The organism is Shewanella decolorationis, assembly GCF_004354305.1.
GTDB lineage: Bacteria > Pseudomonadota > Gammaproteobacteria > Enterobacterales > Shewanellaceae > Shewanella > Shewanella decolorationis.
In genome coordinates this window covers 3,004,897-3,031,425 of the sequence record NZ_CP037898.1, presented here as the reverse complement: position 1 = coordinate 3,031,425, position 26,529 = coordinate 3,004,897, and the positions used below count along the sequence as shown (strand labels likewise).

Genomic DNA, 26,529 nt, shown 5'->3' with positions numbered 1-26,529 from the left:
AGCGTGTCATGGAAATGACCAAAGTCACGGGCAAATTTGATGTTAAGCTCAATCCCGAGAATGCCTATGCCACAGGTGTGGGCGGCGTGAACTTGGGCAGAATGACCTTAGATAAAACCTTTTATGGTGAGCTAGAAGCTCGCAGCCAAGGCGAAATGCTCAGTGCTATGACAGCGGTAAAAGGCTCTGCGGGTTACGTGGCGATTGAGCAAGTCGTGGGAAAACTGTGCGGCAGACAGGGCAGTTTTGTGCTGCAACATTTTGGCATTATGACTGATGGTCAAAACCGATTACACCTTGAGGTTGTCCCCCATTCAGGTGCGGGTGAACTCACAGGGCTATATGGCACTATGGCGATAAGCATCGAAAATGGACAACATTTTTATGAGTTTACCTTCTGCATCGAACAGGAAGCCGAAGCCTAAGGCATGATTAACATGACATCGCGCCGATAAAACAAAACCAGCCGAAGCTGGTTTTGTGGTTTTTGCCCGAGTGACTAATATCAAGCGTTGAATTGGCAAGCGCTGAATTAGCAAGGGCTGCATGTCAGGACCATTATGAGGTTTTGACTTTGATTTTATCGACGACCTTTTTCACATCATCGGTATTTTTGGCAATGGTCAGGGCTAATTGACGCTCTGCATCGCTAGCCACTTCACCCTGCAAGGTCACTACGCCATCGGCAACGTCGACATTAATTTGGGTGCCCGATACGTCGGTCGAGAACAACAGACGGGTTTTCACGACTGTTGCAACCTTAGAGTCGGTTAGGGTCTTCACCACCTCACTGGTGCCTTCGTCTTCATTCATCACGGTTAATTTGTTATCGACCCCTTTTACCCCATCTAAGCTTTTGATGAGCTCAGCGGCGAGCGCCTTATCGACACTGCTCTCTACTTGACCAGTTAAGGTGACATGGCCGTTTTTCACGTCGGTCATAATGTCAAAGGAGTTGAGGTTAGTATTGAGCAACAAAGTCGTTTCGGCCTTGCCATCGATCCAAGCATCTTTGGCATCGTCTTTCCAATCCTGTGCGGCGGCCACATTTAAACTGATAGAACCGACAAGTAAGGTGGTTAAAGCTAAAGTTGTCGTGTTTTTCATAATGATATCCTCCGTTGTTATCTCGAAGATACTAAAGCGTGAATCGTGCCAATGTTTTTATCTTACTGATTTTAAATGGGTTAAGTGTTGTTTGCACTTGTTTTAGGTGTTTGGCTTAATCGTCAAATCGGCGCTTTTTACCGACAAAATGTAAATATTACCGAGGGTGATTAAGCGATTGGGCTTAAGTGGGATAGGCGTTAAGCTCAAATAGATCGCAGGCAACAAAAACGCGGCTCAGTTGGCCGCGTTATTGGCTGGCATGGCTGCCTTACAGGGCTTGGCTACGCAGGTGTAAGGTATCCAAATGGATTTGTAGCCAGGCAATATCTTCGGCCAATTGGCTGATTAACCTCGGGTGGTTGGCCTTTTTAATTAACTGTTTGAGGTGGCTAAGGCGCTGACGCTCAAGCTCACAGAGCACGACGAGGGCATCGGCGAGTTGTTGTTTGAGAAGTAAAGCATCGACATCGGCATAGGGCCGAGTCTGCGACGGCGGCACCGAGTTCGGGCCCATTTGTTGTAATGATTGGGCGAGCAGTTGCCTAAATCGCGCCAGCATCCCTTGATACGTCTTGATTTGGGCGATAAAAATGCGTTTTAGGCTGTAGTCATCGACAGTGGTATTGGCCCGAGTATAAAAATCCACGCCGGTTTGGGTCAGCTCGATTAACTCATTAACCAGCTTAATATCGGCGCTCAACTCGGTCTGATGTTGCGCAACATTAGACGTCATAACGACCTCCTGTGGTAGTTTGGGCTGCTCCGCCGACACGGATTGCCCAAGTTTTTATGGAAATATCAGCTTCATTCAGCTGCTATGCATATTTCGTTCACTTTTTAATGATAAGTTAATGACTTGATTTAACTGATCATATTTATCCATTGTCGCTAGTGGGCTGCTTATTATCGGCAACTCTTACCGTTGAGATTGTTAAAATTTCACGGCTGGCATACAGTGGTGCTTCATTCACAGGGAGTGGCACAAGATGATCCGACCAACGCTTTTCTATCATCTACAGGACTTCGAAACCGAGCAGGCATTAGTGCAGCTCGAAGGCGCGCAGACCTACAACAAGCTACGCAGTACCGATGATTTATCTTGGATTAGTCAGCTGGAGGCCAATCGTATCGATGTGGCGATCATTGAGCTGCCCCGTCTAAGTCGTGAAGATTACTTAGCCTTACTCGAGTCGAGCGCCATTGCGGATGTGGAGTTTATTTTCCTCTCCGACGGCCTGCCGAATCCTCACCTCGATAAACTCTTGTCCAAATATGCGGGCTACCATTTCCGTAAGCCCATCGATATGTCGTTGCTGTGCGAAACCTTAGCGGATTTTGCCCAGCATCTGGTTGCCAATACCTCGACGCGTATTCGCCCCTTTGCCAGCGAATTAGACCAATATGGTCTGCTGGTGGGCTCCTCATTACCTATGCACCGCTTGTATCGCACTATCCGCCGCGTGTCGGCCGCCGAGAGTAATGTGCTGATTATCGGTGAGAGTGGCGCGGGTAAAGAACTGGTCGCTAATACCATTCACTTAGCCAGTCCGCGGGTGAATAAGCCCTATATTGCGATTAACTGCGGCGCCTTGAGCCCAGAATTGGTCGATAGTGAACTCTTCGGCCATGTAAAAGGCTCCTTCACCGGCGCGAATCGTGATCACCAAGGGGTATTTGAGCAGGCGGAAGGCGGCACCTTATTCCTCGATGAAGTCACCGAGATGCCCCTTGAGCATCAAGTTAAGCTATTAAGAGTGCTCGAAAATAATGAATATCGCCCTGTCGGCAGCCCTAAGGTGCTCAAGGCGAATGTGCGTATTGTGGCGGCGACAAACCGCGATCCTTTAGTGGCGATTGAGCAAGGGCAGCTGCGGGAGGATTTGTACTTTCGCTTAGCGCATTTCCCCATTCAAGTGCCGCCATTGCGGGAGCGCGGGGAAGATATAGTCGGACTTGCGAAGCATTTTCTGGCCTATCGCAATGCGGCGGAAAAACAGAGTAAAGTGTTCTCGCCATCAAGTTTAGAGGCGATTGCGGCCCACACTTGGCCCGGTAATGTGCGCGAGTTAAAGCATGCTATCGAGCGCGCTTATATTCTGGCGGACCATGAGATTACCCCTGAGCATTTACAGCTGACGCCCAGTTTAGATAAAGAGGCCACTGCGGAGGAAAATGTAGTGATCCCCCAAGGTATGCGCCTTGAAGAGCTGGAAAAAATCGCCATTTACCAAGCGCTTGAAACGAGTCAGGGCAATAAAACCGACACCGCCGAGCAGCTTGGGATCAGCGTTAAAACCCTCTATAACAAGCTCAGTAAATATGAGCAGGAGTCAGACGTTCAAACCGCTGATGCAGATACCGTTAGCGAAGATTCCGTTAGCAATAGCGTCGCCAAGTAGTAACCTACATTAAATGCCTGAAAATAAGCTAATGCATTGATTCAGCTTTGATTCAGAGTTTGGTTCAGCGTTGATTCTGAATGCGTTAGCTTATTTTGGGCTCTGACTGTTGTTCATCATTTTGCGCTTGATAGGGCACAAACACTTTTAAAGAGGCGGGCAGGATATCGATATTGAGTTCCTCTGGCTCACAAATTTCGCCATCAATCACATACTTGCATGGGGGCTGACTGCTGATCTTCACCCTTTTAGCGTGGGCATGTTTCACTTTACCCGCGTTGGCCGAGGGCGCAGAGTCGCTATTGGCGGCCTCTTTAATCCAGCCGGTAAAAGCCAGTTCAGCCAGACTGATAAGCTGTTCATTCGGCTCATTATTTGAATCCAACCAAGTGATATCCAACAAGCCGTCGGTCATATTGGGTTCGCCCTTACCTTGGGCGAGTAAGCTGGTAAAAGGCGCGGCATTGGCAACCACTAGGCTGTGGGTTTGCACTGTCATTGGGGCTTGGTCATCTAAAGTCAGCTGCAACTCGAGGTTGGTGTCGGTGTTCACCGCGCGCCACAAACCATCGAGGTAGGCGAGTTGGCCGAGGGCATTTTTACGCTCGCGGCTCGCCGACTCAATCATTTGCTGCTCAAACCCAATGCCGACCAGCAGCAACACCAGCCGCTCATTGCAACGCGCCGTATCTATGGTCTGTGTCTGGCCTTGGATAATATTATCAAGGGCTTGGGAGACGGCATTGAGCTTACTGCTTAAACCAAAGAGGGCGTGTGATAGGGCATTGGTGGTGCCAAGGGGGATAATGCCTAAGGTGATATCGGTGTCGATAATCTCCGCCGCGACCTCAGTAACAGTGCCATCGCCACCGCAAGCGATGATGATATCGGCACCCTGAAGCCGGGCTTTTTTTGCTTGGGTTTGGGCGCTAATCTCTGGTGTGGTGAGCGCTAACTGCACCTCAAAATAACGTTTCAGTTCAGTGCAAATTTGTTCGCCATGGCTCTGCCATTTACCTGCGCCAGAGACGGGATTGGCGATAATCCAGGCTCGCTTATGCAGTTTGATTTCCCCTTGAGTGTACATCTGCTCCAACGCTTTAAGTTGCCAGCGATTTAACCCTGCGGTTTTACGAATGCTTTTAATCTGTTGCAGCACCTCGGCAAAACTGAGTTCGGGGCGGCGGCATACAAGATAAGCGGCCAGCACCATTACGGAGCGCCCACGGCCGAGCGCACAGTGGATCAATATCCGCTTTTGGGCGCGTACTTGGCGATGTAACCAGTTAATCGCCTGATTTAATTGGGCGCTAGTCGGCACACTGTGGTCAAGAATAGGGATATTCAGATAGTCGATATGATCCTCATACAGGGACACATCGAGGCCGTCGAATTCGGCGGTGACATCTAAAATAGCGTTAATGCCATAACGATTCAGTTTAGGTAAATCGGCAGCGCTTAAGCGGCTACCCAAGTACAGATATTTATCAATGGCTTGCATTGAAGGCATGCTATCGCGGCGGCGTGCCCAGAGATTATAGAGTCGGCATCCTAATAAAAACGGAATAAAGCCCCAACGGATATACCAAGGGATGGAACCATCCTGACGTTTTCTAAAAATACTGGCGAGATTAAACCAATAGGCCGAGCCGACAAGGGCGAGGGAAAGGCTGCACCATGCCCAAATAAAGGTGAGAATGGGAGAATGCCCCGTTACGGCAAAATAGCCAAATAATAGCGCTCCGAACAGATAGAAATACTTAATGTGGATCTTACTCAGCATTGGCATCTCCTCCATCGATAAACGGCGAGCCTCAGGGAAACCCACTTTATCGTAACCAATGACTGTCGCGATAAAGTGGCTCGGTGGTACTCACTCGAGCTGTGATTCCCCTTGCTCGTTTGCGTGACTCACAACTCTCAGTCATTCGCCCTAGCAGCGGGTATCTTTCGCTTTAACGCCTTCTTTCAGTTCTTCACAGGCATCTTCAATCGCATTGCCAGTATCAGTGATGGCTTCATCGATTTTTTCGCCTGCATCCTCGGCGTGGTTGTCGCTACAGGCTGACAGCCCAAAAGTTAATAATAAGGCTAAAAATGCGGTGGTAATTATGGTCATAGGTTTCATATCGATTCTCCTTTTATCCAATTTAAGCGCGTGGTGCCTTGCCCTTAAGGGCATTGACCAGCAGGGAAATCACGAGTAATACAATAAATAGGAAGAAAATAATCTTTGCGATCCCCGCTGCGGCGCCAGCGATCCCCGTAAATCCAAACAGTCCGGCGATAATGGCCACAACCAGAAACATTAAGGTCCAACCTAACATAGCCACCTCCTTTGTCTTATTTCGGTTTTTCTGTCTACTTTCACTTTGCACATATACCTCGAGCGAGCTAGGTTACGTCTTACATCCCGTTATCATTCAATCCAGCAATAAACTCACAAAGGGGATATTGCGAGCTTAATGCCAACTTTGAGGTTTTAATTTAATTTATTGAATATTAAGATTATTTTTAAATGCTGTACTGACGGGAGTATTGGTTGATATAAGCGTGATAGGCAATTTTTACCTGCGATTCGGTAAGAGTTGCAGTAGGGGAATCGAGGGGAAATCTCGTCCATCAAAGTTCGTTTCTGTAATCCATTTTAAAATCAGGCCGTATGTATTTGATAGTTTGCAGGCGAGCATTGTCACGGCAGTGGCCATCGGAAAAAGGGATTTTTCCGTTGAGCCCCCAGGGATGGTTTTATGGCGTGCCACTGAAGTGACAATGCAGAGCGGAAACAGAACTCAAATCGGCTTTTGGCATTATTTATTCGATTGATTGATAGCAACCATGCCGAGCTGATACTGAACTCGTAATCGAACCAAAAATGAAACCCCAATTTTAACCCCAAAAAAAGCGGGTTAAGTTTTCACTTAACCCGCTCAATAAGGTTTACCAAAGCGAATTAGCAGCGTTGCAGTGGTTTCCAGCGTTGCAAGCTGACAGGAATACTTACCCCTTGGGATAACAACAGGTTAATCCGTGCTTGGTAGGCGGCGCCCTGCATTAAATGTTTAGCCAAATCGACCGCATTGCGCTCGCGGTAATCATCTAAATAACTGCCTTTAGCCCAAGCATTAAAGGCGCCGAGGGCGGGGCCTGCCCAAATCTGATAATCCATTTCGCGGCCGACTTCGCCCGTGTTTGACCAGCGACTCGAAAGACCTAAATACCAGCGGAAAATCAGTGCCATTTTGCGTTTTGGATTATCCAGTGCGCGCTCAATTTGCTTAGGATCGCGCTCATTAAAGTGCGCCACAGTGCCTGCCCAAATCTCATCTAATGAGGCGCGAAACACTTGCTCTTCCAGCTTCTGTCGTTCCTCTGCCGGGATCGCCTCAATCGAGTCGTAGCGGGTGTAAATCTCATAGAGTTTATTGGCGCGCATTGGGAATAGGGTGCCGCGCTTAACCACTTGTAACTTAACGCCCATCTCGAACATATCGGCGGCGGGCGCCATAGTCACATCGGCCATTTCGGTGGTGGCGAGTAATTTACGGGTATGTTCGCTGGCTCCCGCCTCAACACAGGCTTGGTTGATTGAGCCAGTGACAATATAGGCCGCGCCCATATTGAAGGTCGCCAGCGCCGCATCGGGCGTGCCGATCCCCCCACCTGCGCCCACACGGATCGGTGTTTTGTACTGGTACTTGGCTTGAATGGTATCTTTGAGCGCCAAAATGGTCGGTAATAGCGTGACCAGAGGGCGATTGTCGGTGTGGCCGCCTGAGTCGGCTTCGGCGGTAATGTCATCGGCCATGGGCACAGATTGCGCCATTAGCATTTGATCTTCGCTGATAAGCCCTTCGTTCATTAATTGCTGCAGCATCTTAACGGGGGCGGGTTCCATAAACTTGGTGGCCACCTCGGTACGGCTGATTTTAGCAATCACTTTATTGCCAATCACAATCTCGCCGTTGGCATCGCGACTCAGGCCCGCGGCGCGGTAATAGACGATTTGCGGTGTTAAGCCCAAGAATGCCGAGGCTTCAACCGTACGCACTTGATGCTTGAGGAAGAGTTCGACACTGCCACGCTCCAGCGCAGGCTCACTCGGGCTATGGATCAAGTTAAAGGCGTAGGGGCCATTGGGCAATGCCGCTTGAATGCGTTTAATCGCGGCTTCTACGCGCGATGGAATTAACCCCGCCGCGCCAAAGGAGCACAAGATGCCCGCCTGACCAAGAGCGATAACTAACTCTTCCGAGGCGATACCGTTAGCCATAGCGCCTGCGTAGTAGGCGTATTTCACCCCATGCACGCGGCGAAAATTACTGTCACCCAAGCTTTGGGTGCCAAGGGCGGGGGCGAAGGCGCTGACAGGATGCAAACCATTGCTTTTGTGTAAGCCATTGCTGGCGGCAGTATCCGCAAGACCCACCACCTCGGCGCTTTGGGCAATGCCTAGGCCTTTTTCGGCATGATTGACTAAGTAACAGGCTTGATTGAGGTCTTTAAGTTTTTTGCCAAGGGAATCGATATCGAAACTGATGGCGGCTTCATCAACCTGCCATGGCCAAGGACTGAGCTTATTATTATCGAGAGAGTTATTATCGAGTGTGGTATTCGTCATTTGGGCTGTTCACTTTTAGGTGTTTGGGGCCTGAATTTGTTTGCCGCAGTGAGGTTATTCCCTTGCACTGCGGCAGTTGTGTGCTGTTTTTAAGCTAACTGCTCTTAAGCTAACTGTGGTTAATGCTGCAATTTTGGCGCTAGCGCTATGCCTCTTCGATGCAGATAGCGATATCGGTTACCTCATAAATGCGCAGGCCATCCTTACTTAGGTTGGCATCGCCCTTGATGATGCGTTTACCGTCTTTATCTTCAATGCTGGTGATATGCACATCCAGCGACATCTGTTTGTTTAATGGATTAATTTGACCGCGGTACTTCCATTTAATTTCTGACAGGATCTGGCCAAATTTCGGATTATTAAAGTCTGCGCCTAGGTCTTGGTCTATGGCATAGGTTTGCAGTAATTCGATAATCGCCTCGACGCCGAGGGAGCCTGGCATCACTGGATCCTGATGGAAATGGAACTGGAAGAACCAATCGCTCGGGTCAATAGTGCGCTCGGCGTACAAGTATCCCAGTCCCTTCTTACCGCCAGTTTTTACAATTTCGGCCTTATCGATAAAGTTCAACTGACCACCCGCGAGGCGGTAGTGTGGCTTGCCATGCGGCGCTACAAAACTGCGGCCGTTTTTATCTAACAGATTGATTTGGCTGTCGGCTTTTATACCGCGCTCAAGGTGCCAAGCTTGGGTGATTTTACCATTGTCGATACCCAACTGGTTTTTAAGCGCATCGGCCTTAAAGTAACCGAAAACCGCATTGCCACGGTAGAAGGGCTCGCCATCGCAGCTCAGTTCAAAGCTAAAGTTTTGAATGATATTGCTGCCAGCTATCACGGTGGATAGCAGGCGCGAATCGTTGACTATGGTCTTACCGCGTAAATCCACTTCGCGCAGTAACTTGCCACTGCCGTCGAGGTTGCGGAAGAATAACTCCTGCCCCGGGAATCCTAAGGTCGTGCCCATATAACCCGAGATAAAGCCATTGGGCTGCAATGAGATTTCCATCAACACAGAGTAAGGCATCACGGCATGATGGCTGTTTTTAGCGTAATACCAAGCGTTGCTGGGCACTTCATACTCGGCAATACAGGAGGATGGCTTTTTCAGCTCGCCACGCTTGCCCTCAATGGCCACCACGCGGGTGGTGAGTTGCAGATCGCCACAAGGCGTGCGCGGCGGGATTAAACCACGGTAAATACTAAAATCGGGGCCGAAGCAGTTTTCAATATCGCCGGTGGCAAATTCAAACAAATGGTAAGGCGTAAACGGCAGGGTGTCGGGCACGCGGTTGGCGTACTTAGAGCCTGCTGGCGCAATCGGCGCACTCACATGTTTAAGCGGTACAACGCCTTTATTCAAGGGAGCGGCAACATCTGGGATTTGCGCCATCAGCGGCGCTTGTTCCGCTTGGTTGTCGATATTTGCTGCTTGGTGAGTATTCTTCTGTGAAGAACTGCTTTGCGAAGAGCTGCCTTGTGAAGAATGGCTTTGCGAATAATGACTCTGCGAATAGCGGGTGCAATCCGATTCTTCTTTAATCATCACCCCGAGGTTTTGGAAATCCACCACCACTTTGCCATTGAGCAGGATATCGATATTCGCCTTGGCATAGGGGCGAGGGCTCATGCCAATTTCGGTGACTTCCATACGATAGGTGAGCGTGCCAAATTGTGGCAACACCTGACCGCGGCAGCGCACTTTTTGCGATGCGTTTTCAAGGGGTTGGAAACGACCGTTTGTGACACCTAGGTGCATACCAATATGCAGCATAAAGAATTGCAGTAACTGGCCACAACCTTCGGCCATGAGGGAGCCGGCCATCACTTGGTCGCCCTTGAAATGGCAGGGGAAATACCAATGATCAGGGGCTAATTGTTTGTGACCTTCAATCAAGCCTAAGCCCCAAGCGCCGCCATGCACTTCGAGCTTGCTGACTTGCTCGATCATCAGGAATTTTTCCGAGGCGAAGCACAGTGAAGGCTGGAGGCCAAACTTTGCCTGATGCGCCGCATGTTCGCCGCCGAAACAGCCACCAATGTCGGCGCTCAATAGACGATGGATTTGGCCGTAGCTAAAGGCCGTTTGCGCGCAGTTAAGTAGTGGTGTGAAGCGTGGCTTATTGCCGTTTCGGGCATATTCATTGGCCAGTGCAATTTGTGCCTGCTCGCGTAGCTTAATTTCGGCCTCGGTGCGGATCACCCCTTTGCCATCGGCCAGTTCTTTATCGGTAAAGAATCCCGCGCAGCCGCCGTCCATTTTTAGGATCAGCTTATCGCCCACGAAGCATTCGTAGGAGAAGAAAAATAGCAGGGTATCGCCATTGCGGGCAAAGTGGTTGATGGAGATATCGTAGCGCAGGGTGTCGCCACCGCGGGGCAGATCCCCAAGGAAGGTGAGGGTGCAGTCGAGCAAACGATAGACGCGCTCGCCTTTGTTTTCAAAATCGATACCTAAATAGCTGATCAGCATTAAGTCGCACTGGCCCGATTCGACCGCCACCGCCCAAGGAATTTGGCCATCGACCAAAAAGGGCGCATCCACAGGAATATCGTATTCTGTGGTCATAGTGCTCGGCTGATAGCGGTTCATTTGCGCGTTGAGCTTAGTCACCCGCGAGACCAGCAGATAATCCGAGGTTGGCAGGCGCACCCGGCGTGCGTAGCTATCGATAATGGCGTAATCGGCACCAAAGACCTTGGCAATGTCACCCTCGGCATATTCCACCAGATCCTGATAGTTCCAAATGCAGGGCTTATCCGCAGGAACGGGTGGTGTGTAGGGAGCGACATTCGCGTGATTAGGTTTTAACTCTGGTTTTAATTCTGGGCCTGATACAGCTTGCTGCGCCGTGGGAGCGACATTTGTGCTGGGGGCAACATGGGGTGTAACAGCCCCTATTTGTGTCGTCTGGGACAATTGCGCTTTTAACAGCGCATCGGCCAGTTTGAGCCCTTGCTCACGGCTCTGTAAAAAGGCTAAGTGCGCCTCGCGGGCCAATTGCTGGTTTTGCAACAGTTGCTGGTTTTGTAACAGTGCCGCGCTATCCTGCGACGCCCTATCCTGCGCCAAGGGTGCCGCCGAATATTGGTGTGGTGCGTTAGATGACATACCGCTCTCTACTGCTATTGGTGTGGCAAATGGGGTGACGTTTTCTGCCCTGATATAAAGTGCTGCTTGTTCTGTGGGCTTAGTTTGTGTTGCCTGTTGGCCTAAAGGCTGCAACTGGCGCATTTTGCCTTGGATGGCGACAAGTGCTGGCAGTGGCGTATCCACAATATGTTGATAGATATCGCGGCCACCGAGCGTCACTGGTTTGATTAAATGCTTTTGCTCACTCAAGGTTAAATCTTGCTCAAGGCGCTGTTCTAGTTGCGCCGCCTGCGTTGCAGTCTGACTTAACAGCAGCAGCGAGTTCACGCCTTGGCTTTGGGTGGAGACTAATGCCTGTTTAGCGGCGTTTTTATCTGAACCCGCAGACCCATTCTTTAGGCTCAACAGGGCACTCAGAAGACTGGCCATACCCGCAGCGGCAAAGTTATGTCCAAGGGTATTGGCGACTCGGTGGCATGGCGCCCCTATCAGATTAAGCTGCGCTAATAGCTGCTCTGCGGGCAGTCGCTCCTCTGGGGAAATACATTGCTCAACCATATGGATGGCAGAGGGCTCTGAAGGATTGGCATTAGCTGTTTCGGTTATCAGCGAATCTAACAGCTTGGGCAGCTGATGATTTGTGCCAAATGCTTGACCTAGAATGTTCCCGTAACCCATTTGAACACTCTTGCTCGCTTGCTGGCTGGTCAGCACGATAGCGCCCGCGCCTTCACCCACCTTCCATTGTGGATTCGCGCTGTTAGCATCGAGATCAACGGCGATTTGAGCATTTTTCAATATCACCTGTTCAACACTGCCGCTTAAATCCACAGCGGCAATCACTACGCCATCGAGGACCTCTTGGGACAGCAGGTTTTGCGCCACATCGATACAGCGGGCGACCGATTGCTCGGCGGCTGAAATGGTAAAGGCTGGGCCGTTAAAGTCCCACAGCGAGGCGATGCGCGACGCCATAATATTGCCAATAAAGCTGGTGTATTGATTGAGCTTGGCGGCATCGAGCACGCTGTCCATGGCGATGGCTTCGAGGGCGAGGTATTCATCATTGGAGAGGTGAACGCCTTGTTTCTTTAAGCTATCCGCCAGTTGGGTATGCAAATTCACGCGGCCACGGAATTGGTGCAGTTCAAGCTCGGTTTCCATCGCCACTAACACGGCGACCTTGCTGCCAGCGGTTAACTTGGCATCGCGAATCGCCTCATCGGCGACTTTGATCAGCAAAAGCTGCTGGGAGATAAGTCTGTCATCCTCATTGGGCGGCACTTTAAAGCGCAAAAAGTCGAAGTCAAACTGCTCGATATAGGCGCCTTTGGGCGCGCGATTTAGGCCAAATTGCTGCAAGATATCGGGATGTTTATCTAAGCCTTTCCAGCGGTTAGGCGGCAGTGGGATAAAGGCATCTGTTTGGGCTAATAGCGCCTTATTCAACGCATTGATAGAGGCTAAAGGCCCAAAATGCGACGCCATGCCGATAACGGTTAATGCTTGCTGCTGATAAACTGGTTTGTTGGCTTGCTTCTCGGCGCTGTGCGCTGTCGGCTGATAGGATTCCAACAACAGATGGGCATTGCAGCCGCCAAAACCAAATACAGACACCCCTGCATGGCGACGATCATTGCCTGCTTTATCGGGCCAAGCCTGCAACTGAGTAGGGATATTATTACCGCTAAACAATCCCTTAGGCGATGATATCGGCGCCTTAAGGTTGATACTCGCCGGCAGTTGCCCTGAGCGCATGGCGAAGATCATTTTCATGATCCCAGGCATGCCAGCAGCAGTGAGTAAATGCCCAAGGTTGGATTTAGCCGAACCTATCAGCGGCGCCTGAGTGCCGCCGAGTTTATCTTCGAAAAAACGCTCCATCGAAGTGAGCTCAACCTTATCCCCCAGCGGTGTGCCAGTGGCATGGCATTCAATCACTTCGATATTGCTCGGGTGGGTGTTGGCGGCGGCATAGGCGCGCTCGAAGGCTTGCACTTGGCCCTTACTGTTGGGGCTTAAGACAAATTGGCCCTTGCCATCGTTCGATAAGCCAATACCACTGACCACAGCATAGATATTATCGCCATCGCGCTCGGCATCCTCTAAACGCTTAAGCACTAATACGCCTGCGCCTTCGCCTGCGAATAAGCCTTTGCTATTGCTATCGAAAGGCGCCGAAATCCCATGGTCTGGATAGGCGTGGAAAATCGAGAATCCCATATTGATAAAGAAGGGATCGGCGCCCGATACCGCGCCCGCGAGCATCATGTCGGCCTTGCCCGTAGTTAAATAATCGCAGGCCAATTTGAGGGCATAGACAGAACTGGCGCAGGCGGCATCGAGGCTGAGCTGTGCACCGCCAAGGCCGAGGGCATCGCTTAACAATTTAGACGCGGTATGGGCAATGGCACCATTGGCTGCCAGTTGTGTGTCCGCAATTGACGCATTGGCGAAGGGTTCTAGAGAAAATTCGGGTTGATTAAGCTTGGTTTTTAATGCCTTTTCAACCGCTTGATGGTAAATCGGTAAAAACAGATCATTGGAGCTTGCGGTCGGGAACGACAGCGTGCCCATCACTATCCCTGTGCGTTCAAGCAATGGCGCCGTTAAATCTACGCCCGCATCCAGCAGGGCCTTTTTACTGCAATCTAATGCCCATAAAAAGCTTTCATCGAGCCCGTCAAAGGCCGTCGGCGGCAACTGATAACCCTGTGGGTCAAAATGAAAGTTGCGGATATAGCCGCCCTTATCGCAATAAAAACGGTCGGCTTGGCCTTGAATCCCTTGGTAATCCGCTGGATTGGCATTGAGTTTGGCCGCATCAATTTGGCTGCGTGAATCTTTTTTATCCAGCAGATTTTGCCAAAACTGCTCAGGTGTGTCGGCATCGGGATACTGAACGGCAAGGCCGACGATGGCGATCTTTGGCATCGCCTTTGAGCTTTGGCGCTGGTCGTTTGGCACTGCGGTGCCGTCTTGCAGAGTAGGGTGAGCATGCATTTGAGAACTCAAAGGGGTTCTCCTTCTTGGAATACGTTTGAATAATGGCCGCCTAATGCGCTGGTGCTGACAGAATGTGGCACTATCGTTTTCGCTGTAGCCTTATCTGCCGATTGAGGCATTAGCGGCGCAAGGGAGAGTGGCACTCTATGGCTGATAAGTTGAGCTAAGCATTTGAGTAAACTGGTGATCGTATCGCAGCCCTTGGCATTGCATGCCATGGCTAATATCGGTTGTTCCTGTGTTTGAACGCCATCGGCACCCAACTCCAGTTGGCGACCGATTTTATCGATAAGTGTGCTGGTTTGCCGATCGGCGCCCACCTCAACAAATAAGCGCGCACCTTGTTGATACGCGGTGTTAATCAGCGGGGTAAAATTCAGCGGCGCACAAAAAGTATCGGCAATACTCTTGGCAATGCTTTGGCTGTCGATGCTGACTGTACTTTGCTGCGCCGCGCTAATGAAACGCACCTGAGTCTCGCAGGCATTCGCCTTTATGCCCAAGGTATAAAACCCTTGGATAGCACTGTGCTGTGACTGCGAGGGCGGAGTATGCATGGCGGTGACTTTATTGCTGGCAATGCCACGCTTATTCAGCCTTTTAAGGAGTTGTAAGCAGCTTGCTTCGCAGCCCGCGAGAATACAGGTATCACCCTGTTCGATAGCTAGATAAACCCGTGGAAAATCAGTCAGCAGGGCATTAATTTCGGCGCGAGAGGCGCGCACTAAAAAGCTGTTCCACACCAGCGGAGCATCTTCACTCAATTGCCAATCACGGCGCACCGCAAGCAGTGGGCCTGAAATCTCCAGATTGAAGATGGCGCTGTTTTGGGTGGCGTGAATCAGGGCATGTGGCGTTTGCCAGATATCCAAACTTGCCCACATGGCCGCTTCGCCCATGGAATAGCCCAGAGCGAGTTGTGGTTGGATATTAAAGACTCGAGTCAACAGCCGACTAAAAAGGTAACTGGCGCCAACACCGCTAATCGCAAGCTGGCTTAAGCTCATGTCTGCCGCGTCTTTTACGCTTACATTAATTGCAGTTTTCGCATAAGCAGCGCCTTGGTAAATCGCCTCGGCCTGCAGCATGGCGGGTAAATCCCCTTCGCGTTCAAGCTCGCGATAAAGCTCAGGGAAATAGCCATGTAAGTCGCTGAACATATTCGGGTAAACCGTACCGACGCCAGGATAGACAAAGGTTAAGCCTTTATCACCAAGGGGCGAGGCCGCAAAATAACTGCCCGCCGGGGTCTTAAAGACTAGATTGGTCGCTGGCGTTTGGGCTGGAGTTGGCGCAGGAGTCTGTTGCGTCTTTTCAATATAAGCGCGCATCGCCTTAGCTTCTTGCATTAACTCCTCAAGGGAGTCCGCCATCAGTACTAAAGCCAATTCATCCTTTGCTTGATAGCGCTTAAACCAATCACGGCCTTGGCTGCAAAGCCAATCTGTATCGGGAAAGTTTGCCGATAAATCTAATGAATCAATCAGTTGTGATAACTGTACCGTTAAAGACTCAAGTGTATTGCCGCTGATGGGAATAAACAGTCTGTTGGCATTGAGCAACGGCTGAGGGATAAGCCGAGTGCCTTGGGTCAAGATAAGGCTTTGGGCGGTGCTCGCTTGAGGGGCTTTACCAAAGAGATTTAGGCTTAACACCCTTGCCTGATGGGGCTTTGTAAACCAATAGCCTAGCTCCGCGGTTTTTACGGGTTTTTCAGCGTGCGGTTTAGCGTGCTGTTCAGCCAGTTGTGCTGCATCAGTCGCATCAAGCATTGGGGCAATACCTTTGAGGCTGCGATGACTTAATGCCTCAACCGCTTGAGCTAATACATTCAACTGACTGGCAAGATTGCTTGCCTGCGCGTAGCCATTAACCGCCTGAGCACAATCGCGTTTCGCCAAGGTAAAAGCGCTATTTAAGCAGCGCTCGACTGTATTTGTATTGATAGTATTTGTTTCTTCAGCTGTTTCAGCTTGGATTTGCGCTAATGCTGAAATATAAGCCTCGGCATGCAGGTGTAACTGCGCGGCAAGCAGTCCATCAAGCAGATACAGACTACGAACTTGCTGTTGATATTCAAAGCGAATTTCAACAAGTTGTTTTTGCGCAATATGGGCGAGCTGCTCTGTGAGCAAGGCGACCAGTGTTGGCTCATCAGATAGCTCATTAATTAGTGGCTTATCTTCCACATTGAGCTGAATTCGACAAGCCATCAACTGCTGCAGCTTGCTGACATTGGTTTGTGCATTGTTAAGCCACTCATCACCAAGCCATACTGCTATTCGCAGTGGCTTGGCATTGGGATGCGGAGTGTTTAGTGCCGCATTGCTTAATGCGGCATTTGCGCTTGGGTCGAGTGTCACTTAACACTTACCTCGGCCGTGCTTTGGACTGCTGCCTGCACTATCGTTTGTTGCTGAGGTTTATTGGCCAAAAACGCTTGGTTAAGCGTCTTGCTGATCGTGACTTTTGCTCGCTTCATCTCGCAGCTTAATCGGCCATCTTGATGATAAAGCGCAATATTGGCTTCAAGTGTTCGGGACGAATGTTTGAGCACATCTAGCACTAATACCGCCTTCTCACCAAAACCTAAGGGCGAATAGGACACAAACTCGCCAATGGCACTGGGTAAGCTTGCCGCTTGATATTTAAGGCGTGCCCACACGAGCATGGCCTGCAATAACAGATCTTCGGCAAAGGGTTGTGTGCCTTTATCCTCAAGATTTGGCGCAAACTCGCCGCAGTCAACTAATGCCACCGCTGGCAGTGCTACCTTAGCGATGAGCTGCTGGTCATCAAAGGCGAGCACTTCGCTTATGCCTTGCAGCCTTGGACCATGGAACAGTGTGCCATCACTGTAGAGCGACTCTCGATTCGCAATAGCGGGTTGCTGTGGCATCTCCTGCATCAGAGAATGCAACTCGCCAACCTCGAAACGCTGCGCGTCTGGCATATCATCCGTCTGCGCCACTAACACCGCCTGATACTGCGGGCGACCTTCAAAGCTTATCAACGCGGCTAACACCTCAGTCGATTGCTGTGTTGTGTTAGCAAGCGGCGTCAGCATCAATTCGAGCTCAATAGGCGCATTGCGTGCAAGCAGCGCCTCATCGAAGATAATCCCCTTGAGCAGTCGATAATCGCTGACACTCACCGCCTTACCTAAATGGGCCTTGGCAGCCTCACGCATCCAATCAATGGCGCACACCGTTGGCAACACCGCATGACCATTAATGCAATGATCCTCAATAAAACTCATGCGTTTAGGGTCGAGGCTGCGCATGATGCGAATACTCTGCGACAACGTTTGGGCCATAGGCTGCGGATCTAACGCCGTGGTTAGATCCGCTTCAGGCTTTTTTGCTGATGCAGCTTCAACAGTATTAGCGGTATTGCCCTGCATATCGGTTCCGATCAACAGCTGCGCCCCTGTATCACTCAATAATTGGCTGGCAAATAACTCGGCACCCGCTTTGAGTGGAATGACATAAACTCCACGGTCGATAAACATTTTCTTCAGTGCTGGATTGACCATGCCGCCATCCCAAGGACCCCAATCGAAGCTCATCACCTTGGCTTGTGGCAATTGCTGCGCAATTTGCAGCGCAGCCTTATTGAGAATGTCGTTAGACATGGCGTAGTCGCTCTGGCCGGCATTGCCGTAAAAACCCGCCGCCGAAGAGAACAGGGCGATAAGCGTTAACTGGCTAAGATCCAGTGCCGATAGCAGATTGTTAAGTCCGGTCACCTTAGTGCCATAAACCCGCTCAAGTTCGCTTAAGGTTTTGTCTTGAATATGTTTATCGGCAAGTACACCCGCGCCGTGGATAATACCCGTGATGGGCGATAGGGCGCTGATAGGTGCAATAATGCTGGCAATGGCAGCAGGATCGTTAACATCCAGGCTTAAGTATTCGGCGCTGGCGCCCACCGCTTCAAAGGCTTGCAAGGCATGGCTGATTTCAAGGCTGCTTTGTACTGGCCAAACTAAGGCATCCACTTGTTTGGGTGTGGGTTTATCACCCAGGCTTTGCAGATGTGCGATGGCAGCGGCTTTGAGTTCGTTGCGATTTTTACCCAGAGCCCAAGCGGGTATCCCCTGATGGGCGCTACGACCCACGAGGATAAAATGTGCCTTGCAGCGTTTCGCTAAACTTAAGGCGCACTCGAAGGTAACACCCTTAGCGCCGCCTGTGACGAGGATTTTGTCCGCAGACGAGAGAGAGGCGCCACTGCGGCGAAGCACAGCATTGCCTGCAACTAAGGTGGTGCGCTCAAGCTCGCTATCAATACCGACTTCGACTGGCGCATCTTGGAGGTAGTATTCCTGCACTACCGCATTGGCGACCGTTTTAGCGTCCAAGTTTGGCGCGATATCCAGTGCGCGGCAGACCACTCCCGGCCACTCGTGATTTAAGGTTTTAGTGAGGCCAGAGAGCGCCGCTTGGTTGAGTTCACTCTGGCTAATAAGAGCGCCTGCCGACTCGTCCATGCCGATATAGCCAAAGCCACCGTCGATACGGCTAACAGTGACAAAGCGGCAATAGTCACGTTCAGTTAAAAGTGGTTGTAAGTGTTTGGCGAACAAGAAGGCTTGCTCGACCGAGGCTTTGGCTTCGTCTGCCAGCACTAAGCCTGCACCTTTATCGGCAACGGACTTATGCTGTGGCTGCAGATGAATAAAGCCAGCGATTTGGCCAAGCGCTTCAATCTGATTGATGACCTCACAAATGCTTTCATCATCAATCGCCTCCAGCGTGAAGCTGGCAATATGGCTATCGAGTGGCGATGCGCTGGTCACAACTGTTTTGGGTGAGCGTACAACCGCAACCTTAACCCCTTGGGCGTGAAGCTTTTCGGCAATCACCCCCGCGTTGTGGCCATCGTCGCCGATAACGACGTAACTGTTTGCCGTCAGTTGAACATCGCTAGTTGCTATGATGCGCGCTAACTCAGCCGCCGCTGGCAACTTTTTTAGCATCACCTCACTATGGGGCGGCAGGTCGATGGTGTCCTCGACGGTTTCTGCACTTGCCTCTTGAATTGGCGCTGCATGGTTTTGCTGTTGCTCCTCACTTGCTGATTGCGAACCAGCATAGAGGGCGACAATTTCACCTAGGGTGCGGCACTCGGCTAAATCTTCAGGGCTGAGTTCTGGCAGGTTTGGCAGTTGATCTTGTACCGTGCCTAGAATTTCCACGCGTTTAATAGAATCGATACCAAGGTCTGCTTCCATATCCATGCTCAGTTCCAGCATTTCAACGGGATAACCCGTTTTATCGGCAACCACCGCCATCATAGTGCGCTCAATCTCGCCATCGGATACGGCTGTGCTTACAGCTACCGCCGAGCTTGTGGCTACTGCACTTTGTATTGCATGGCTCACTGTGGCCGTAGCTGTTACGGCTGTCGATACTATAGGTGTTGCTTGGCTAAAGAGCGCCACAATTTCCCCTAGGGTGCGGCACTCGGCGAGATCTTCAGGGCTCAGTTCTGGCAGGTTTGGCAATTGATCTTGTACTGTGCCTAGAATTTCCACGCGCTTAATGGAGTCGATACCAAGGTCGGCTTCCATATCCATACTGAGCTCCAGCATTTCAACGGGATAGCCAGTCTTATCGGCGACGACCTCCATCATAGTGCGCTCAATTTCATCATTTGAAACCGCCGCACTTGCAGCGACTGCACTTTGTATTGCAGGACTAACTGTGGCGGCAGCTGTTACGGCTGTTGATACTACAGGAATTGCTTGGCTAAAGAGCGTCACAATTTCGCCTAGGGTGCGACACTCGGCGAGATCTTCCGGGCTAAGTTCTGGCAGGTTCGGTAATTCATCTTGCACAGTGCCTAGAATTTCCACGCGCTTGATAGAATCAATACCAAGGTCGGCTTCCATATCCATGCTGAGTTCCAGCATTTCAACGGGATAGCCGGTCTTATCGGCCACCACCGCCATCATAGTGCGTTCAATTGCATCATTAGAAACCGCTGGGCTTGCAGCTACTGGACTAGCGTGTACTGCATTTTGTGTCGCATGGCTAACTGTGGCCGCTGCGGTTACAGGAGTCGCTTGGCTAAAGAGCGCCACAATTTCCCCTAGGGTGCGGCACTCGGCGAGATCTTCAGGGCTCAGTTCTGGCAGGTTTGGCAATTGATCTTGTACTGTGCCTAGAATTTCCACGCGCTTAATGGAGTCGATACCAAGGTCGGCTTCCATATCCATGCTAAGTTCCAGCATTTCAACGGGATAGCCAGTTTTATCGGCAACTACTGCAAGCATGGCGGTCTCAATTTGTTGCACTACTGACTTCTCGGAAAGCACGCGGGTTGCTGTCGCCACAGTTTGCACTTGTGGTTGCGCTAATGGCGGCTGGGCAACTTGAGGTTGCTGAATTTGGGGCTCATTCACAGGCGGAATAGTCGCTTTTGGCTCTACGGGCAATGCTTGAACCACGGGCGCCTGCGCTGGAACGACAGGCTTTGTCACCGCCATTGGTGCCGCGGCTTGAATGGGGGCTTGAACCTGAAGCGCTGGTATTTGTCCGAGCAGGGCTAATGCTGCTTGGCTACTGCTGGTTTGCAATTGCATAAATTCAGCATGGCTCTTTAGGGTTTGTGCCTGATGCTGGTGGAACAGCTCCATCGAGCGTTGTAGACTCTCTGGAATAGCGATGCCAAGGCTTGCCATTTTGGCTTGTTCTGCCATCAGAGCACTGACGGTATCGCCGTATTGCTGCGGGATCGCTAAAAATTGTTGATGTAATTGCGCGGCCTGGGTTTGGGCGGCAAAAAAGGCGCTCAGGGCATCTTGAGTCGCCTGTCCAGCGGTAAAGTTGGTTGGCTGTGCAGGCGTTTGCTGTTGAATAGTATTGCTATTTTGTGCCACTGGCTTTTCCACTTCGACAACCTTTTCTAGAGTTTTTTCGACAATCACGGGTTTTTCAACGACTTTTTCAACCACTTTCTCAACGAGGCGATCCACATACTGCACTTGGCTGGTAATTTTGCCCGATTGCAGCGAATCGACCATTTTGTTGCGGGTCGCTGGGCTGATGTAGTTAGTCGCATTGAGCTTGATATTCATCGCCGAAGGCGTTGCAGGCGCAATCAATTCGGCTTGATAAGGGTCTATTTCACCCAGTTTCACCCCAGCAACCGCCAGTTGCACTGCAGCGCTGCGCAGTTGGCTGTCGGAGTCGGCTTTAGGATTGGGGTTAATACTTATAAGGCAAAGCTCTTGTAACTGCGCGGCTAGGGTATTTTCTGTCAACTTTTGCAGAATGTTTTTCGGACCGAACTCGACAAACACCCGTGCGCCAGCGGCATACATGGCTTCTAACTGCTCGCTAAAGTGCACCGATTGCAACATATGATCTTTAAAGGCCGCTTTGATGGCATTAGCATCGGTGGGATGCAGCTCGCCTGTGCCATTGGCATAAAGGGCAATCTTTGGCGTGTTGAACTGAGCCTTATCAATGGCTTGGCTAAAGGGCTTTTGCGCATGGGCAACCAATGGCGTGTGGAAGGCGCCGGAAACGGGTAGGGTAATCGCCTTAAAGCCTAACTCGCTAATGGCCTTAGCCGCCTGTTGGGTGGCGGCACTAGCGCCTGCAATCACCAGCTGAGTGGGTGAGTTGTAGTTGGCAACTTTGACGCCTTCAAACTGCGCAAGGCAACCGTTGATAGCCTCAATATCCTGTTTTTGCTTAAGAATAACAGCATACATGACGCCAGCATCACGACTTGAGTTGGCATCTTGTGGTGACTGCGCCATCGCCTGTCCACGTTCAAAGGCAAGCTTGATGTAGTCATCCATTGAGATCACGCCAGCGGCGCACATAGCCGAGAGTTCACCAAAACTATGGCCTGCGAGCATATCTGGGGCGAAACCTGCCTGAGTAAATAGGGCGTACTGTGCCATTGAAAGCGCGCCGATGGCGCTTTGGGCATAAAGGGTATTGGTTAACGCACTTTCCTGCGCTTTTCTCGATTCATCATCGAAGGCGGGGATAGGGTACAGCACGCTTGAAAGCGCAACCTCACCACGGTCGCTAAACACTTTATCGCTGGCGTGGATATGGCGGCGAAGCTCGGGGAAGTTGTTGGCAATTTCCAGTCCCATATTCAGGTACTGCGAGCCTTGGCCTGCAAATAGTGCGGCGATCTTGGTTTGCTCATTGACTAAGGCCTTGGCGCGGTAGCTGATCCCAGAAGGTAATTGCCAGCTCTCGGCGCTATTGGATTCTAGCTGCGCTATCGCTTGGGTTAACAGAGTCTGTAACTGGGCATAATCCTTGGCGATAAAACCAAGACGGGCCGATTGCGGGGGGAGTTCACGCAGGACGTAGGCTTTTGCAAAGGCAACAAAATGCGCCTCAGACAGATCTGCCTTGGCGGCAGTTGCTTGCTGTAGCGCGGTTTTTAACTCGGCAAGCAGCGCGGTTTTGTCTGCGGCGGCAAACAGCCAGCTTTGTGCCACGCTGCGTTGGCGATAGGCCTCATCGCGCGCGTGCTCGGGGTGATATTCTTCGAGCACTAAATGGAAGTTAGTGCCCCCAAAACCGAAGGAGCTGATCCCTGCGCGGCGCGGCGTATCGTCACTGCGTTGGATCCAAGGGCGTGCCTCGGTATTGAGATAAAAGGGCGAGCGGGCAATGTTTAATTTAGGATTAGGCTGACTGACGTTAATCGTTGGTGGCAAGACTTTATGGTGCAGTGCCAATGCTGCCTTAATTACACCCGCCGTGCCCGCGGTGGACTTAGTATGACCGACCTGAGATTTAACTGAACCTAAAGCGATATGCTGTAACTGCTCATTATCCTTAGAGAATACTGAGGTTAAGCCATTGAATTCGGCCACATCGCCTGCGGCTGTGCCTGTGCCGTGGGCCTCAATCAAGCCAACGGTGTGCGGCGCAAAGCCTGCGTCATCATAGGCGCGCTCTAATGCCTTGGCTTGGCCTTCGGGACGCGGTGCATAAATGCTCTTAAATTTACCGTCAGATGAGGCGCCAACGCCTTTGATTACCGCATAGATACGGTCGCCATCGCGCTCGGCATCGTCGAGGCGTTTTAAGGCGACCATGCCGATCCCTTCACCAATCATCATGCCCTTAGAATCGATATCGAAGGGTTGAATCTGTTCGTTGGTGGTAAAAGCCGGCGTCTTTGAGAAACTCATATACATGTAGGGCGAGTTGTCGGTACAGACACCGCCGGTAATCATCATATCGCTGCGACCTTCGGTCAGTTCGGTCAGCGCCATACGCATGGCGGCAAGCGAACCTGCGCAGGCGGCATCGACGACGCAGTTCATTCCGCCTAAATCGAAACGGTTGGCGATGCGTCCGGCAATCACGTTACCGAGAGAGCCGGGGAAGGAGTTTTCTTCCCAGTGGACATATTGATCTTGGAATTTTTTGATCAGCAGCTCGCTATCTTCATCGCTCAGGCCACTACTTTTAAATACTTTTTTCAGCACTGGATATTGCAGGCGCGCGTTGAGGCTATGACTTAACTTTTGGCCACCGCCAATCCCTAGGGTAATGCCGATGCGGTCACGGTCGTAATCGTCTGGCAAATTGGCATCCTGTAGGACTTCCTTGGCGACGACCAATGAGAGTAATTGTGAACTATCGGTGAGTTCCAAAATATTGGGTGGCAGACCAAACTCCATCGGATTGAAGTCAACCTCTGGCATAAACCCGCCGCGTTTGCAGTAGCTCTTATCGGCCTTGGACTTGTCCGCATCATAATAGTCATCAATCGACCAGTGGGATTCGGGTACGTCGGTAATGGCATCAATCTTGTCGCAAATTAAATCCCAAAACTTATTTAAATAGCGGGAGTTAGCAAAGATACTCGCCATGCCAACGATGGCAATTGGCATATCTTTTAAGCGTTTATTCAGTCTCTTATCGGCTTTTTCATCGGTTGATAATTGAGGCTGTGAAGGGGTATGGCTCATAACGAGTCTCCACTGGCAAAGCGTTTGGCCGTTGCCTTATTAAGGGATTTAGCGATGGCTTTTGGGGTTTGTACGCCAGGAAAGCGGGCTAAAAAAGTGTGGTAGTTGCGTACCAGCAATTTACGCAGATGAAACGGCCCATCCTTCAGCACATAGGCGATGTAGCGATTGGCCGCTTGGGTGTTACTGTCTTGATAAATATCGATATAAATCCAATCCGCCTTGCTATCTATGCCAAGGAGTACCGATTTAGGTTCGGCCTCGGTCAATTGCGGCGGCAGGGTGAGTGACACCACTTGTACTACGGTATCGCCATCGGTACTTGGCAGGGCAAGCGCCTTGGCCAAGGTTTCGGAGTTGACCGTGTAGGTCTGAACATCGCTGCCTTGGCTGATAGGTAATTGATTAAAATACTGTTTAGGCACAAGCTCTTGATCGAACTCATCGAGGCGCGAAACCCCATAACGCTTAAGGCAGCGGGCCAACCCCGAGCGGGACACATTGGGATTGATAAAGGTTTGCGTTGCTTTAAGTAGTCTATCGAGCGGCAGTTTGAGCTGATATCTCAGTCCCACCACGACGTATTCTTCCATCGGCGTGAGGGTGGTATTGAGGTGATGCGGGGTGTTCGGGCTGTCGTTCACAGACTCGCGCTTGCGCCATTTACGCACGGTCGCTTCGGTAATATTTAAAATTTTGGCAAGCTGACTCACACTTAATTCAGATTGCTGAATAAAGTGTCGCATCTCCGGCGTGGTGGTGGCATTGCGGTGCCTAGCCGTTTTGGGGGCGGATTTGTGCTCAGGGCTTGGTTTGTCGGCCTGAGCATGATCCGCGGCTTGAGTACCCACTTTTCGAGAACTCATCTTGTTAGTGCTGTCCCATCTTTATTATTTTCATCCTACATAATCTATCGGGACTGCTTAAACTTGCCTGCAAAAGCGGAGTGTTGACTCATGCTTAATCTAGGCTTAAAACCCGTGAGCTATGTGTTTTGTTACGCACAATGGTGATGCAGATTACCTGAGGTTTCGGCTCGATACAATCATATGGGACTTGAAATGATTTTTTAATATTCAAATGATTCTGTTCAAGGGCATTAAACTCCTGTTCAGCACGGGACTTAAGTTTAAAGAGTCATTTAAATTCATAGAATTAGAAAAAAATTAAGATACTGCTCGTCAGGCGAGTAGAACTAAGTAGAATAGTACAGCCGCTAAACTCAAGGATTGTTGGGATAAATGAATGAATATTGAGCTTTTTTTTATTCCATTAACCGAAATGGATGTGGCTAGCACGAATGCGTGTATGGCGCTCTTGAGTGAGGACGAGCGCGCAAAAGTGGCGCGTTACCGGGCGCCCAAGGCGCAGATGAACGGTTTATTGGTGCGAGCGGCGCTGCGCTGCGCCTTATCTCAAGGACTGCAATCTCGCGCTGGATCTTCACCTTGCTCCTCCCAACGACTGATTGCGCCGCAGGACTGGTGTTTTGAATACGGTGAAAAGGGCAAACCCGGCCTCAGCCATGAGCAGTTTCTGAGCACTGGCATTGAGTTTAACTTAAGCCACAGTGGCGACTGGTTGTTGATTGCCTTGGCGCAAGACGATGACACGGACGCAACCGCTAACACCACGTTGCCCCGTTTAGGCTTGGGCGTGGATATCGAGCGCTACCGCGCCAGCACTCATATTTACCCGATCCTGAATCATTATTTTTCCCCGATTGAAGCCGAAAGCTTATTAGCCCTTGAAGGTGAAGATGCGCAGCGGCAGCGCTTTTTTGACCTTTGGGCTCTTAAGGAATCCTACATCAAGGCAACGGGTTTGGGCTTAGCACAGTCGCTGAAATCCTTTGCCTTTGACTTAGCACCAAACAGTTTGCTGGCGGTTGATGATGGCGTGCAGCAAACTGCCGAACCCCGTAACAGTGTCGAACTTAAGCAGCAAGGGAACTTTGCTCCGCAGAGCCAAGCTATGCTCAGTTCGTATCTTCAACTCCCGTCGCGTATTCCACTTTATTCCAATATTAAGTTGCTGATTGAACCTGAAACTGCACAGGATGCCACAAGCTCCCATGCCCAACATTGGCAGAGTTACTTTGGCCGACTTGATGAGGAATATCGTTTTGGACTCAGTTTAGTGTTTGGTGATAGCTTAGTGCAGGATGACAGCTTGTCGAAGGTGACTATTTCGATGCAACTGACCAGTATCACTGCATTACTGGCGGCGTGCTCGGCTATCTAGTGTGGCCTTCGCACTAAGGCTTAGGTCGCCTTTGTTCTTGAATCACTGCTTTACGCAAACCTTTCAAAGCACTTTCAACGAGTGTTTT

The 26,529-nt window shown here is 50.7% G+C and carries 13 protein-coding genes; 3 read left to right on the top strand and 10 right to left on the bottom strand.

The genetic code is table 11. From position 1 onward, the window contains the following. The first annotated feature begins 8 nt into the window (after positions 1 to 8). Positions 9 to 425, top strand: coding sequence for a DUF3224 domain-containing protein (locus EYR25_RS13690; protein WP_133180771.1), 417 nt, complete (start codon positions 9 to 11; stop codon positions 423 to 425). A 133-nt stretch (positions 426 to 558) separates the two neighbouring features. Here the strand turns inward: EYR25_RS13690 and EYR25_RS13685 are convergent, their stop codons facing one another. Beyond that, entirely contained in the window at positions 559 to 1,107 is a 549-nt protein-coding gene (locus EYR25_RS13685; RefSeq protein WP_133180769.1) for a BON domain-containing protein, read from the bottom strand. Positions 1,108 to 1,378: 271 nt separating this feature from the next. After that, positions 1,379 to 1,843 (bottom strand): hypothetical protein, encoded by a 465-nt coding sequence (locus EYR25_RS13680; protein WP_133180766.1) that lies wholly within the window; start codon positions 1,841 to 1,843, stop codon positions 1,379 to 1,381. 253 nt (positions 1,844 to 2,096) lie between these two features. Here EYR25_RS13680 and EYR25_RS13675 point away from each other — a divergent pair, with 253 nt between their 5' ends. Further along, a complete protein-coding gene (locus EYR25_RS13675; protein WP_133180763.1) occupies positions 2,097 to 3,509 on the top strand; it encodes a sigma-54 interaction domain-containing protein in 1,413 nt (470 codons plus the stop codon). A gap of 85 nt (positions 3,510 to 3,594) precedes the next feature. Here the strand turns inward: EYR25_RS13675 and EYR25_RS13670 are convergent, their stop codons facing one another. From EYR25_RS13670 to EYR25_RS13635, 8 genes are all read right to left on the bottom strand, one after another. Further along, a complete protein-coding gene (locus EYR25_RS13670; RefSeq protein WP_133180761.1) occupies positions 3,595 to 5,292 on the bottom strand; it encodes a diacylglycerol kinase family protein in 1,698 nt (565 codons plus the stop codon). Positions 5,293 to 5,442: 150 nt separating this feature from the next. Beyond that, a complete protein-coding gene (locus tag EYR25_RS13665) occupies positions 5,443 to 5,637 on the bottom strand; it encodes a hypothetical protein (RefSeq protein WP_023267356.1) in 195 nt (64 codons plus the stop codon). 22 nt (positions 5,638 to 5,659) lie between these two features. Beyond that, positions 5,660 to 5,836, bottom strand: a complete 177-nt coding sequence (locus tag EYR25_RS13660) for a DUF1328 domain-containing protein (protein WP_011626732.1) — start codon at positions 5,834 to 5,836, stop codon at positions 5,660 to 5,662. Between the two features lie 626 nt (positions 5,837 to 6,462). Continuing rightward, entirely contained in the window at positions 6,463 to 8,130 is a 1,668-nt protein-coding gene (gene pfaD / locus EYR25_RS13655; RefSeq protein ID WP_133180759.1) for an eicosapentaenoate synthase subunit PfaD, read from the bottom strand. A 145-nt stretch (positions 8,131 to 8,275) separates the two neighbouring features. Continuing rightward, positions 8,276 to 14,227: a hotdog fold thioesterase gene (locus EYR25_RS13650; RefSeq protein ID WP_425057227.1), complete on the bottom strand. Its 5,952-nt coding sequence runs from the start codon at positions 14,225 to 14,227 to the stop codon at positions 8,276 to 8,278. Positions 14,228 to 14,235: 8 nt separating this feature from the next. Further along, complete coding sequence (locus EYR25_RS13645) at positions 14,236 to 16,443, bottom strand: PfaB family protein (protein WP_165953577.1); 2,208 nt, start codon at positions 16,441 to 16,443, stop codon at positions 14,236 to 14,238. 146 nt (positions 16,444 to 16,589) lie between these two features. Next, positions 16,590 to 24,197, bottom strand: a complete 7,608-nt coding sequence (locus tag EYR25_RS13640) for a type I polyketide synthase (protein ID WP_133180752.1) — start codon at positions 24,195 to 24,197, stop codon at positions 16,590 to 16,592. Continuing rightward, on the bottom strand, positions 24,194 to 25,063 hold the full coding sequence (locus EYR25_RS13635; protein WP_133180750.1) for a transcriptional regulator: 870 nt from the start codon (positions 25,061 to 25,063) through the stop codon (positions 24,194 to 24,196). The genes EYR25_RS13640 and EYR25_RS13635 overlap by 4 nt, the downstream gene beginning before the upstream one ends. A gap of 379 nt (positions 25,064 to 25,442) precedes the next feature. On the opposite strand from EYR25_RS13635, the gene EYR25_RS13630 reads away from it, so the two are divergent. Next, positions 25,443 to 26,441 carry a 4'-phosphopantetheinyl transferase family protein gene (locus EYR25_RS13630; RefSeq protein WP_133180747.1) on the top strand — a complete coding sequence of 333 codons (999 nt, stop codon included), beginning with the start codon at positions 25,443 to 25,445 and terminating at the stop codon, positions 26,439 to 26,441. Positions 26,442 to 26,529 lie beyond the last annotated feature (88 nt).